Annotated in this window: 16 protein-coding genes; 6 read left to right on the forward strand and 10 right to left on the reverse strand. The window is 35.9% G+C overall.

Translation table 11 applies throughout. The annotated features are described in order from the left end of the window. Nucleotides 1–152 precede the first annotated feature (152 nt). Nucleotides 153–1,205 (forward strand): ATP-binding cassette domain-containing protein, encoded by a 1,053-nt coding sequence (locus AC3EA5_RS14135; RefSeq protein WP_488608926.1) that lies wholly within the window; start codon nucleotides 153–155, stop codon nucleotides 1,203–1,205. Nucleotides 1,206–1,344: 139 nt separating this feature from the next. Beyond that, nucleotides 1,345–1,665: a hypothetical protein gene (locus AC3EA5_RS14140; RefSeq protein ID WP_488608927.1), complete on the forward strand. Its 321-nt coding sequence runs from the start codon at nucleotides 1,345–1,347 to the stop codon at nucleotides 1,663–1,665. A 159-nt stretch (nucleotides 1,666–1,824) separates the two neighbouring features. Here AC3EA5_RS14140 and AC3EA5_RS14145 read toward each other — a convergent pair whose 3' ends face one another. The 7 genes from AC3EA5_RS14145 to AC3EA5_RS14175 form a co-directional block, all read right to left on the reverse strand. Then, complete coding sequence (locus AC3EA5_RS14145) at nucleotides 1,825–2,076, reverse strand: IS3 family transposase (protein ID WP_488608928.1); 252 nt, start codon at nucleotides 2,074–2,076, stop codon at nucleotides 1,825–1,827. Nucleotides 2,077–2,251: 175 nt separating this feature from the next. Continuing rightward, the gene (locus tag AC3EA5_RS14150) at nucleotides 2,252–2,554 is read right to left on the reverse strand and encodes an IS3 family transposase (protein WP_488608941.1); all 303 of its coding nucleotides are present in this window, start codon (nucleotides 2,552–2,554) and stop codon (nucleotides 2,252–2,254) included. Between the two features lie 241 nt (nucleotides 2,555–2,795). Then, complete coding sequence (locus AC3EA5_RS14155) at nucleotides 2,796–3,185, reverse strand: transposase (protein WP_488608929.1); 390 nt, start codon at nucleotides 3,183–3,185, stop codon at nucleotides 2,796–2,798. 132 nt (nucleotides 3,186–3,317) lie between these two features. Beyond that, the gene (locus AC3EA5_RS14160) at nucleotides 3,318–4,529 is read right to left on the reverse strand and encodes a Y-family DNA polymerase (protein ID WP_488608942.1); all 1,212 of its coding nucleotides are present in this window, start codon (nucleotides 4,527–4,529) and stop codon (nucleotides 3,318–3,320) included. A gap of 100 nt (nucleotides 4,530–4,629) precedes the next feature. Next, nucleotides 4,630–5,115 (reverse strand): hypothetical protein, encoded by a 486-nt coding sequence (locus AC3EA5_RS14165; protein ID WP_488608930.1) that lies wholly within the window; start codon nucleotides 5,113–5,115, stop codon nucleotides 4,630–4,632. 138 nt (nucleotides 5,116–5,253) lie between these two features. Then, nucleotides 5,254–5,499, reverse strand: coding sequence for a hypothetical protein (locus AC3EA5_RS14170; protein ID WP_488608931.1), 246 nt, complete (start codon nucleotides 5,497–5,499; stop codon nucleotides 5,254–5,256). Nucleotides 5,500–5,553: 54 nt separating this feature from the next. Beyond that, a complete protein-coding gene (locus AC3EA5_RS14175) occupies nucleotides 5,554–6,375 on the reverse strand; it encodes a JAB domain-containing protein (RefSeq protein ID WP_488608932.1) in 822 nt (273 codons plus the stop codon). Nucleotides 6,376–6,635: 260 nt separating this feature from the next. Between AC3EA5_RS14175 and AC3EA5_RS14180 the strand changes: the two genes are divergently transcribed. The 3 genes from AC3EA5_RS14180 (at nucleotide 6,636) to AC3EA5_RS14190 (ending at nucleotide 7,841) form a co-directional block, all read left to right on the forward strand. Next, nucleotides 6,636–6,992, forward strand: a complete 357-nt coding sequence (locus AC3EA5_RS14180) for a hypothetical protein (protein ID WP_488608933.1) — start codon at nucleotides 6,636–6,638, stop codon at nucleotides 6,990–6,992. 24 nt (nucleotides 6,993–7,016) lie between these two features. Further along, a complete protein-coding gene (locus tag AC3EA5_RS14185; RefSeq protein ID WP_488608934.1) occupies nucleotides 7,017–7,361 on the forward strand; it encodes a hypothetical protein in 345 nt (114 codons plus the stop codon). A 102-nt stretch (nucleotides 7,362–7,463) separates the two neighbouring features. Beyond that, on the forward strand, nucleotides 7,464–7,841 hold the full coding sequence (locus tag AC3EA5_RS14190; protein WP_488608935.1) for a transcriptional regulator: 378 nt from the start codon (nucleotides 7,464–7,466) through the stop codon (nucleotides 7,839–7,841). 143 nt (nucleotides 7,842–7,984) lie between these two features. Here the strand turns inward: AC3EA5_RS14190 and AC3EA5_RS14195 are convergent, their stop codons facing one another. After that, a complete protein-coding gene (locus AC3EA5_RS14195) occupies nucleotides 7,985–8,851 on the reverse strand; it encodes an Abi family protein (RefSeq protein ID WP_488608936.1) in 867 nt (288 codons plus the stop codon). Nucleotides 8,852–10,010: 1,159 nt separating this feature from the next. On the opposite strand from AC3EA5_RS14195, the gene AC3EA5_RS14200 reads away from it, so the two are divergent. After that, complete coding sequence (locus AC3EA5_RS14200; protein WP_488608937.1) at nucleotides 10,011–10,460, forward strand: hypothetical protein; 450 nt, start codon at nucleotides 10,011–10,013, stop codon at nucleotides 10,458–10,460. Nucleotides 10,461–10,519: 59 nt separating this feature from the next. Here AC3EA5_RS14200 and AC3EA5_RS14205 read toward each other — a convergent pair whose 3' ends face one another. Together AC3EA5_RS14205 and AC3EA5_RS14210 are read right to left on the reverse strand one after the other, a co-directional pair. Then, nucleotides 10,520–10,918 carry a hypothetical protein gene (locus AC3EA5_RS14205; RefSeq protein WP_488608938.1) on the reverse strand — a complete coding sequence of 133 codons (399 nt, stop codon included), beginning with the start codon at nucleotides 10,916–10,918 and terminating at the stop codon, nucleotides 10,520–10,522. Between the two features lie 51 nt (nucleotides 10,919–10,969). Continuing rightward, nucleotides 10,970–11,628 (reverse strand): hypothetical protein (locus AC3EA5_RS14210; protein WP_488608939.1); only part of this gene is annotated, 659 nt, incomplete at its 5' end.

Genomic DNA, 11,628 nt, shown 5'->3' on the forward strand with positions numbered 1-11,628 from the left:
AAGGTATAGCACAATATTATTTTAACAATAAAAATTTTTCTTTATCACAGAAACTTAATAAATTTAATAGAGAACAATTTTATTTGACGTATATATCTACCACACCAAGTTTTCTAAAAGAAATTGTTCAGTATTCTTCAATGAAATATCTAATGGAAAAGCACTTAGAAATGTTTGGAAAAATATTTAAACCCAAAAAATCTTTGTCGCAAAAAGAAACAATTGTTAATGTCTTCACATCCTTATTAGGTGTTTTTGCTATTGGACTTGCTCAATACAAGACTATAATTATGGCATTGCAAGGCCAATTATTAATTGGTACTTTAATGTCCATTTTACAATCACTTGGAATTGTTTTTCAAAGGGTTCAGTCATTTATTGTTACATTTGGCGGCTTTCATAGTGATTGGTTATATGTTGATAATCTAAGAGAATTTTTAGAAGTAGAACAATCTAAAGAAAAATGTCTCATATATGAACATGAAAATAATATTGAAATACCAATCAGTTTGACAGCGTATAATCTTTCATACAGTATAAATGGAGTTGAAATATTCAAGAATTTGAATTTTGAGTTTTCTACTGGTTCTATTGTGGGTATAACGGGGCAAAATGGGATTGGAAAATCCACTTTAATAGATATAATTCAAGGACTAAAGAAATTAACATCTGGAGAATTATACTTTAACAATATTCCCTCTGCCTCTATCCCAGATAATCAAAGAATTAAACTGTGTCAGACCTTACAGCAAAATCCTTCTAGATATGAATTCACACTAAGTGAAAATGTAGGATTGTCAAATGTGGAAAAATTAAAAGCCAAAGGTAATGATATATTGGAATTTATATATAATATTGATCCAGATTCTTTTGTGTTTAAAAACAATTTCAATGATGAGACCAGATTAGGTGATTGGTATGAAGAGAGTAGGCAGCTGTCTGGTGGTCAGTGGCAAAGGTTGGCTCTTTATCGATTATTTTATTCAAATTCACCAATTTATCTTATTGATGAGCCTACCAATAGTTTAGATAAAAATTCTTTGAATTTATTAGAAAATTTAATTAAATCAAAATCAAGAAATGCAATAATAATTATTGTTTCTCATGACTTAGCATTGTTATCCAAAATATGTACTGATATATATGTAATGACTAATTCCGCTATTTCTCAACAGAGTCCAAATTACGCAGTTCCTTCTACATAGTTTTCATATTTTTTACTGACTTTGGAATATAAACATTAACTTCTTGTAAAATTCAAGTACGTAGGACTGTGGAAAATGATTGGGATGCACTGATACCTACATAGTGGATGGAAAGAGTGGATAAGGGGGATAAGAAAATATGAAACGACGATTAATAACCATCGTTATAACTTTATTATTTTTATTAGGTTTGAATTTCGGTTTAACATATTACACCCAAACAAAATTACTTGACTCCTCATTTTTCATTGGATTGGCAGCTACCGCTATTATTTGGTTTTTTACTTCTAAGGGTGGTTTTAGTTCTCGACACTTAGATATGACCGTTCAAGGTTCTACGGGCATTAGAATGGAAAGTCAAAAGGTTGAGTTTTCACCTAATATTGCTTTTTTCACATCTTTGGCATACACCATCATATCACTCGTAGCAATGCTGTATCATTACAGAAGTTATTTCTAAGAGCTCCTTTGTGACAGTTGTAAATAGCGAAAGAGAGCTTGGTAATCCAAGCTCTCTTTCGCTGCAAAACTAAAAAAGAGGTCGTGGGGGTTTAACTTAAACTAACAGGTTTAGTTTAACAAGAACAAAATAAAAAGAACCTTAAAGTTATAGTTTTATTTATGCAGCTGATTGGTTGGCATGAGTTCGGTATTTTACTGGACTCATGCCGGCCAGTTTTTGTTTAACATGATTATAGTAATGGATATAATGTTCAATTTTCTTCTTCAATTCTCCATACGACATTAATTCTTCACCGTAATACATTTCTTGCTTTAGTAAGCCAAAGAAATTTTCCATCGTCGCATTGTCTGCACACGTTGCTTTTCGAAACATGCTTTGAAAAATTTTGTTCGTTTTTAATATTTCCACCCATTTACTATGCTGGTAATGCCAGCCTTGACTGAGTGAATCGTTGTTCGATAGGTGGCTTCCTTTTCAATGATTTTAATCGCTTGATCTAGTGGCGCAAAAACAAAATCCAATGTTGGTCTTTTCGAAAACCCATAAGAAATAATTTCGCCATTATAGAGGTCTAGAATCGGACTTAAATACAGCTTTTCATCTTTTCATCGTCTGTACAGTTAAACTCTGTTACATCCGTTACGAGTTTCTGGAGACGATAAGGTGTCGTAAATCGACGGTTTAGAAGGTTTTTAGCGACTTTGCCAACTTTCCCTGTAAATGAATTATAACGAGATTTACGTTTGAACTTCACACACTTTAAATTCAGTTCCCCCATAAATCGTTGTACTTTTTTATGGTTAATGACATAACCTTGCGCTCGTAATGCTAAGTAAATCCGCCGATAACCATACCTTCCTTCATGTTTGTGAAAATGGGCTGAAATTTAACCATTTCCATTCTTGATTTGGATCTGCATTGTTCAATTGTTTGATGTGATAATGGCACGTCGCTTCTGGAATATCTACTTGTTTCAATACATCTTTTAATCAGAATCCTTCTTCTTTGAGTCGAATGCCAACGCTGCTTGTACTTTTCGAGATAGGTATTTGGGTTCTCCCGTAAAGGACGAAGGAGCTCAATTTCACATTCTAACTGTTCTTCACGAGATTCTGTACTTTCTTGTTTTACAGTTTTGATTTTAGGATTTTAGACATAGGAAGCCGTCCCTTCACTTTTTCTTTCAGGCCTTCTATCCCTTCTTTTAAAAATTTACTGTTCCAATTCGCTATTAAAGTTGGATTATTCATGTTAAATTGATTCGCTGTGTCTTGATAAGAAGCACCTGTTTGTTTCATAAAGTTTAATACATCCAGTTTGAATTTAACAGAATAAACATGTTTTACACTTATCCTACGCAAACCAACTTCAACGAATTCTTTATAAGCACGAACCCATCGTTGTATTAGAGATTCAGTAGAAATAATAAATGCTTTAGCTAAAAATGTGTATCCCAAGGAACCTTCTAAATAGGCGCGCACAACTTTCAATTTTAATTCATCGCTATATTTTGCCATATAAAAAACACCCCAAAAGTTAGATTTATAACTCTAACTTTTGGGGTGCAGCACCAAATGGTCCTCTTTATTTATGAAATATCACTAATAGTATTTTTCATAGCTTAGAAAAATACTATTATAATTTGATTACTATTTTTTGTGTCCACCAAGTAATCTTGAACGGTGAATTGCTGTACCAGCAGCCGTATAAGATACTGCACGTAAGATAGCTGTGGTTCCATATTTTCTACGAATTTGATCCATCGTCTCTCCTAATTTACGCTTTTGCCATTTGCGTTCTTCAAAAAGGCTGAGTTGCATAGACGACTCATCTTCCAGATTAGTTATCGATAAAGAAATTTGACGGACTGGTTTATCTTGGTGGAACTCGTCAAAAAGATTTTGGCACACACGATAGATATTTAGGGTTTCATTCGTTGCTTCTTCAATCGTCCTTGAACGGGAAAATCCTCCACCAAACACTTCTTTACTATAGCCCATGCTTAAATGGACTGTTCGTCCTACTTTACCAGCCTCACGTGCACGTCTCGCTACGTCTTCACACATTTCGAGCAAAACAGTGAAGATGTCTTCCTTCTTTACATAGTCACGAAATAAGATTTGTCCTTTTCCATAACTAACTTGACCTTCTAATATGGGTGCTCCTAATTCTGACAAATCAATTCCCCAGGCATGATGATAAAGCTGATTCCCCATCACGCCAAAACGTGCTTCAAGTGATTTCAAATCAGCATTTGCGATATCTCCAACTGTATAGATTCCCATGGCATGAAGGTTTTGTTCCATACGTCGCCCAATTCCCCACATTTCGCTTAATGGACTTACTGGCCATAACTTTTGAGGTACATCTTCATATGTCCATTTCGCAACACCGGTCTTCTTAGCTTCTAAATCCAATGCCAATTTGGCCATCAACATATTAGGACCGATACCTACTGCAGAAGGCAATTGAAAGAGATTCAACAAGTCATCTTGTATACGTCGAATTGTATCGTCGAGGGATCCCCACAATCGTTCGGTGCCAGATAAATCAAAAAAACATTCATCAACGCTGTAGACATGAATCGCTTCTTTCGGAACATATTCGTTAATCAATCGTGTGATTTCCATTGATATATCTACAAAAAATTGCATTTGTGGTTCGATTAAGCGTATATCTGGATGGTTTGGGATTTCAAACAAGCGTGTTCCGGTCTTAACGCCAAATTCCTTTTTCATTCGTGGGGATGCAGCCAGCACCACACTGCCCTTTTGTTCTAAGTTGCCAATAACGGCGATGGCTTCTTGCATGACATCTAATCCCAGGTTAGCAGCAGCACAACTTGCGTAAAACGATCTCATATCCAGACAAGCAATAGTGCGATTTGGTAATGCTTTCACAAAGAATCCCCCCCACGACAAGAACGTTTGTTCTTATTGTGAGGGGGATTCAACGATTTGTCTAGTGTGTATCTTTTGTTTTTATCGGTAAATCATGGATATACGTTTCGATTTCTTCTTTTAGCCAGTATGGTTTTCCTCCAATTAAGGCTGTTTCAGTGGGCAGTTTCCCCCTCTTGCGCAACATGTGAATTTTCTTGGTATCCATGTTTCCTCCATGCTCATTCATCAGCTTACCAATATCCTTCTGGCTTAATAAATCATTTGGATTCTTAATAATCAGCGGTTTAAATGATTTTGCATGAAAAGTGTCGGAATAAAAGTAAGTAAGTAATCGATTTATCGCGAATTCCATCCAATCGGAATCCATTACTTTAAACATGAGGTTCAAATCAAGCGATTCTTCGTATTCAAAGAAACGTGCAAGTGCTACGAGCACTTGTTCATTTTGATTTAATAATTTCAAGTCATGCTGTTGTTCCTTTGTTTCTACATAAGATCTAAGATTCTGGCACTTCGTCAGAATTTCCATGGTTGCCTTTTTCAAGTGAATCCCCTCCCTTGTTGAATCATTCAACATCTAATATAATTGTATCAAGTTTTGTTGAATGATTCAACAAACTTCCTTTATCGCGTTTTTAGTGACGACAATCCCCCAGTAAAAAGAGAATTACTGGGGGGAATATTAGTTGCCCATCCTTACATCACCAAAAGCTTTATCTTGTGAAGCTGCATAGATGACAAGGTTTTGAATAGTAAATGGGATATTCAGTTTATCGCATGATTGGAACGCAAACAAAATAGCTTTTCTGCTCTTGGTGCACTCGATGACATCTTGATGGATGGATGCGACACACAAATTTCTTCGCCAAAAGTGAAGGCTACGAAGCGCACTTATCTGTGCTTCATTTAATGAACACTTTTCCGCCATGGGTATTCCTCCTTTATAGGATAAAAACAAAAGGGGAAACATCCCCTTTTGCATTTAAAGCAATCCTTTTTCTTTCAAAGAAATGCCGTCTTCAGGACTCACAATGATGGAATCTAATACCTCAATGCCCATAATCGCCCCGGCTTCCATCAGTCGTTTACTAACCTCAATATCCTCCGGTGAATACTGGCAGTTGCCGGATGGATGGTTATGCGACACCAAAATACTCCCTGCGTTATTGAGAATGGCGGATTTGAATACTTCTCTCGGATGCACAATGCTAGCATTTAAGCTCCCAACATGGCTTTTATGAACGGCAGTAATCTGGTTTTTTACATTGAGGCAAAGTACCAAAAACACCTCTCTGTCCTCCTCTGCTATCATGGCTTGAATGAATTCAATGGCATCTTTTGGAGAACGGATTTGTGTAGGTAGTAAGCTCGTATAGGCTTCTTCTACCTCTCGGATTTCTTGTTTAATACGTACGATTTCAATCACTTTGTTTAATTTCATGATTTTTTCGCTCCTTTTTTGTGTTGTTCTCCGGGCGGTAAATGTCCCAAAGGGATTATTTTTTGCCTTTTGACACGAAGGACGAACAGATCCAATAGCCGACCAGTCAAGGGTTCCAGCGTAAAAAGTTTTTCTGCGCAAGCGTGATGTGAAAAAGTTTTTCGCCCCTTGACTGTTGTTTTGGTAGTTAGTCGGCTCCTGTCTAAGCCCGAAACAGAGGGAGGGCGAACGCCTAGGAATCTGCCTTTGTTTCGGGCTTAGACAGGCTGGGAATCTGTACGATCCGGAGGACAAAAGCAAAAAATACAACAACAAAGGCAGCCAATAGGCTGCCCTCCATTTCTTGATTTCTTTATTTGCCAATCTTTTCGGCTCGTTTCCTCGTAAAGAAAAGAACAGGAACCTACGAAGTGTAGGCGAAGCTGTACAAATTGTGGTTCTCGGGCTTTTTAGAGGAAAGCGACGCGTTAGAGCTTCTTTCAAAGCATTTGCTGCTTTGTTAGGAGCTATCGTGCTGCCGCCCTGAAGGTATTTGATTCTAACTGATCTAGTTTTAAAGGGAATCGCCCACGAAATGGAGAATACTGTAAAAGTACGATAAAACTCATGTAAGAGGAGGACAAATGAAGAATATAAAAACAGTTGATACAGCCAAAAAAGAAATCAAGGTGCTTGAAGATTTTGTATCTCTCGTAGAAACCTATCAAGCGACAACATTAGGGCAAAAGATAGTAAAGGCATATGCCTATTCAGGAAGCATAGCCAAAGTAGTTTCATACATAAACAATGAATTTGGTCCTGACACGATTGACAAAACATACGTTACTGATTTACTCAAAAGCAAACCTCAAGATGAATTACATAAGCACATGAAAGCAACCTACTTAACTAAAACACGCCACACAAGGAAAAAACCGAGTAAATCACCTAATCACACAACATTTCAGTACATTAAACACAAAAACAGAGGTAAAAGATAGTTAGATATGGGAGGACTAGACACGATGAATCATGAAGCTGTAAACATATTTGTGCCGAAGGATTTCGAGGATGAGATGGAGGTTCTTACGACGATATTCAACCCTACAGATGATATTGGACTCGCAATTGCCGGTGAAAACATGCACCCAACTTCAAAGTGTCCGATCTTAAGAATCTTTATGTTAGAAACTGTCGATCAAGGATGGGCTTTTAAAGAAGAACTACAGGCGTTTACCTTCTCGAATTTTGATGACGCCCAAACTTTCCTGGAAAACCTTCCTCAAATGTCTGCGCTAGAAATGCTCATTCTTATGAATGGTCAAAAAGAGTTTAGGGAAACAGAAACTGAAGTAAGATTTCTCTCTTAGCAAGATAATTGGTTCCTGCCAATTGCTTTAACCACTCACTCAAATAATATGTTAAAGTTCTGTCTCCTTTTGCATATAGTAAATAAAAACGGGGGTGGTAGCTTGGACGAGAAGAAAAGAAAAGATAGTTGGACGGTAGAAGATGATAAAGTTCTGGCAGACACAGTTTTAACCTTTGTACGTGAAGGAAGAACACAACTACAAGCGTTTATTGAAGCCTCAACAATCCTTGGCCGGACAAGACAGGCATGTGGATTCAGATGGAATAAAACATTACGCAAACAGTACAATCTCCAAAAACTAAGTCGAACCAAAAATTCGAACGATATTCACAATCATTTGCAACTAGCGATGACGTCTTTTGATGACTTGGCAAAGGCGTATGAGAAATTGAAACAAGACTATGAACAGCTACAGTCCGAACACCAAAAAGTAAAAGCTTGGCTTACAAATGGAAAAGAGTTATTACGAATAGAATAGGATGGCAAAGAGAGCATGCAATATCGATGCTCTTTTTTACGTATTAACCTTTATCAGCACACTAAAATCACTTCTTCCAAACCAATTCTTTCTATAAGAAAAGACTGCTCCCAGTAAAGAGAGCAGCCCTAAATATAGGTTTTTTATAACAGAGTGTACCAATCCTTAGGAAAACCCATATGTGATATGTCGATAAACTCATCATATTCGTCAACAAGTGCCTTTAAAGAGGTTGAAAGGTTCAGTCGTTCATTGCTGCTTAATAGTTTACTCAGTACGATTATGGCCGTAAATACTTCATCATTGCTCACTTTTTCACGTATATCATCAAACAATTGAGGCTGTATAGATAGTTTTTTTCCGTATAACCGACCGTGATGAGCGCAAATATTTCTGATGGTGGTCAAGGTATGTAGCCAACTCTGTGTATATTTAAAATGCACATTATAATAGTGTTTAGATATGTATTGCTTATCCTTATTTTTAAAGTTTTTAAATAACATCGATAACGTTGAAAAGGAAAGGACTTCAATTGCCACCCAAACGGGAAAGACTCCACTATATTTAGTGTGATGATGAGCCACAAACAATTCTGTTTTACTATCATTTATAAATCGTTCTAGATTGCTCATGAACTTCTTGTGATACTCTGAATTTGAGAAATGAGCTGAATCTAAGTATCCGAGTGCTCCGTATTCATGAGAGTGATGATAAGAAATATGTGCCCTGAAAGCGATTTCGATACTTTCGAGTGCACCCAACAATAACTGGCGTAATTTTTTATCAAATTCGTATATAGAAATTAACTTACTAAAAGTAGTTCCTTCAAGATAGGTATCATCTTTAGATTCATCTTTCAATGTAAGGCCATAGGCGATAAGGCGATAATAATTCACTTTTTGCAATGCTGAAAGGGCTGCTTGATGATTATCAACGATTATTCCTCTATCTTGAAGAATTAGAAGTTGCTCTTCAAATGTTTTAGCATGTTTTATTGGACGTGTTTCCACAGGAATGCCCCCCTAAAAAAAAAAACGACCCACCGTGGTCCGCATTGTTAAGAGGCGTGGTGGGTTCTGTTACTTATAATATACATCAAGCTTAGAAATATGTACAGAATTTTAACATTTTCCACCGCTTTAAGTTTAAAAAATCCACTTCTGCTGAACGTTTTTGCTCTACTCTTTTTTAGGTATGTTCGAAGTTATCGTTGTGGGAGAAATGCTTGAGGGAGCCGATCATTTCCTCCTGTTATTTCATGAAAATCTATAGATGAATCGAAGAGGATTTTAAATTCACGGAATAAATCAAGAAACGTAAGTTCAAGCGAGTCCTTCCATGGAGAGAAACACCTTTTATCATTTCAATTGCCGCGGGTGATAAATCAACACCGTTTGGATTGTATCGCAAAAAAACTGTCCAATGAGTATCTATCATACTCCTTGATTACCCAATTTTAATTCTCTGCAGGGTTAAGGTTAATAAAATCAATGACTGATTTAATCACCAATTGTGCAAGTTCTTTAGCCGTTTTACCTTTCTCGTTGGGGGCTACAGGATAGTTAAGGATATCGGGATTCTGTTCATATATGTATTTACCCGTTGTCATTCCGTTAACCTGAATCAAATCGTTCGGAGAACTAATATTCGCATGGCACCAGCATCCATATACAAACCTTCTACAAAATGTGAACGTATTGTAAATACCCGCCCCCAACTCTAGGTAAAGATTAACCTTCAAAATTAGTGTATACCCCTTACAGAGTTGGTTGACATAACACCCCTTCAGGGAAGTTGTTCCCTACACGCCAACCTATACCAACGCTCACTTCTTCCTCTTTTCCCCGATCTATCTTTTATTCACCGAATATACATCGTTGAGTTGACGGGCTTTTGGTGGTTTTGCTTTTGTCATCCGATGAATAAATATCCAACCAATCTAAAAATAAACAATGCTAATTTCGAATTGGCATTGTTTATTTTTAGGACTCTTTTCCAATAAACCTAGACTTCAACCCCTGGTTTTTATAGACATTTATACAAGTGATTATCAATGTTATTAATAATATTCTAAATTTTGATAATAATGTATTAAATATAAAAGGATATTAAAAATATTTATAGAATTTAATATTTAGTAATAAAAATTAAAAATGGGGGAGAGTATATATGGCAAAAGTAGTATTGAACAAGTTCGGAATAGGCTTCCTTGTGTTGGCATTGGGTTTATTAGTTCCCTCTTTAACTTATGCTAATGATTTTTCTACACAAGCTGCTGGCTGGCAAACCCTACATGGTAGTACTTACACAATTCCAGGAGGATCAGGTTATAAGGAAACTCCTATTGTTGAATCTGGTGGAGGGAATTTTCAGGTCTGCGTGTCAGATTTACAGGCATACAATGGATTCATGATAGCGGTATATGAAGATGATGGGACTACAAACGATACTTTGATAGACTTGGGGTACCACCACAATAGTAGTGCCAGTAGTTCATATTGTTATACTTTGTATGACATAGGGAAGTATGTTGATGGTTCAAATGGTAAAGCAGAGTTTTACGTTAGAATTGGACCTGCTGATTTTACTGACACAGTATATGTTGTGCTTAATGACTAAAGTGAATTTAGTTTCAAAAACTACTTCGATTAAATATAATCAAGTAGTTTTTTTGTATTTTAATTTACTTTTTCTCCATCTTTATTTAAAACAACAATATCAAATGTTTCTTTTTCCTTAATCAATGATTGAGCCTTATCTGATTGGAGTATCTCACGAACCGATTTCTCAATATCATTTACATTTAAGCTATTGGATATCAAATTTACGTAAATCACTCGATTTGGAAAGTTTTCTATATCAAGCTTAATTAAATTTAATGAAAAATTCTCATTCTGTTTCAATAATTTTGCTAATTTTACTGTCCTTTTAGATAAGTCATCGATATATGCTTGTTCAACTTGCTTATTATCAACACTAACTTTGTGACTTGTTCGTTCAATGAGGAATGCTACTACAACCACCATTACAATAACAATTAAACTGGCCGCACTTAGACCCTTTTTCCATTTTTCCAACAAGTTACCTCCTTTTGAAAATTTATATAAGAATAGTATCTCCCTATCAAGCTACTGGGATATTTTTATTTTCTTCTCATCTCTGCTATAGATAATGATTTTGTATGAATCTCCTTTTACTATACTTTCTACTTCATTAGATTCAATAAATTCTCGAATAGTATTTTCAATTCCCCATGCTATTTCCTCGGCATTTGGATCTGTTGATTTAATAGATGTTTTTATGGAAAATATAAGTGGTGTTTCATAAAAAGAAAAATGGACTTCCTCAACTTTTAATTCTTTTTTTCCCATTAATCCATCGTTTATTGAACTTACAACAGTGCTCCATCTTTGTGCTGTCTTTTCTTTCTCAGGATCAACTAAAAATACTTTTATTGTGAACCCATTCATATTTTTTTCCCTTACAATGTTGTATACAATGCTCTTAATTTCTTCTATCCTTGTTTCCGTCACTGAAATTACTAAGGGAATAAACTTCTCTACATCATTAATCCTCACAAATGCAGATATAAGTTCATAGTCTTGTAATTTCGGTTCATTCATAATAGCTTTTTCAAGTTCCTGAGCATCCTCAATTTTCTCCTTCTCTCCCTCGGTCAGTTCATCGCTGGCTTCCTTTTGACGATAATGTACAACTTTTAATATATAAGCATCAAGATCATAGGAAGTTAAAAAGTTGTTGACTTCTTTTTCAATATCCTCTTTCA

This window comes from Paenisporosarcina sp., from assembly GCF_057785155.1.

Coding starts and splice junctions, on each gene's coding strand:
- AC3EA5_RS14135 (WP_488608926.1), top strand. CDS start 153: ATGGAAAAGCACTTAGAAATGTTTGGAAAAATATTTAAACCCAAAAAA.
- AC3EA5_RS14140 (WP_488608927.1), top strand. CDS start 1,345: ATGAAACGACGATTAATAACCATCGTTATAACTTTATTATTTTTATTA.
- AC3EA5_RS14155 (WP_488608929.1), bottom strand. CDS start 3,185: ATGGCAAAATATAGCGATGAATTAAAATTGAAAGTTGTGCGCGCCTAT.
- AC3EA5_RS14160 (WP_488608942.1), bottom strand. CDS start 4,529: ATGAGATCGTTTTACGCAAGTTGTGCTGCTGCTAACCTGGGATTAGAT.
- AC3EA5_RS14170 (WP_488608931.1), bottom strand. CDS start 5,499: ATGGCGGAAAAGTGTTCATTAAATGAAGCACAGATAAGTGCGCTTCGT.
- AC3EA5_RS14180 (WP_488608933.1), top strand. CDS start 6,636: ATGAAGAATATAAAAACAGTTGATACAGCCAAAAAAGAAATCAAGGTG.
- AC3EA5_RS14185 (WP_488608934.1), top strand. CDS start 7,017: ATGAATCATGAAGCTGTAAACATATTTGTGCCGAAGGATTTCGAGGAT.
- AC3EA5_RS14200 (WP_488608937.1), top strand. CDS start 10,011: ATGGCAAAAGTAGTATTGAACAAGTTCGGAATAGGCTTCCTTGTGTTG.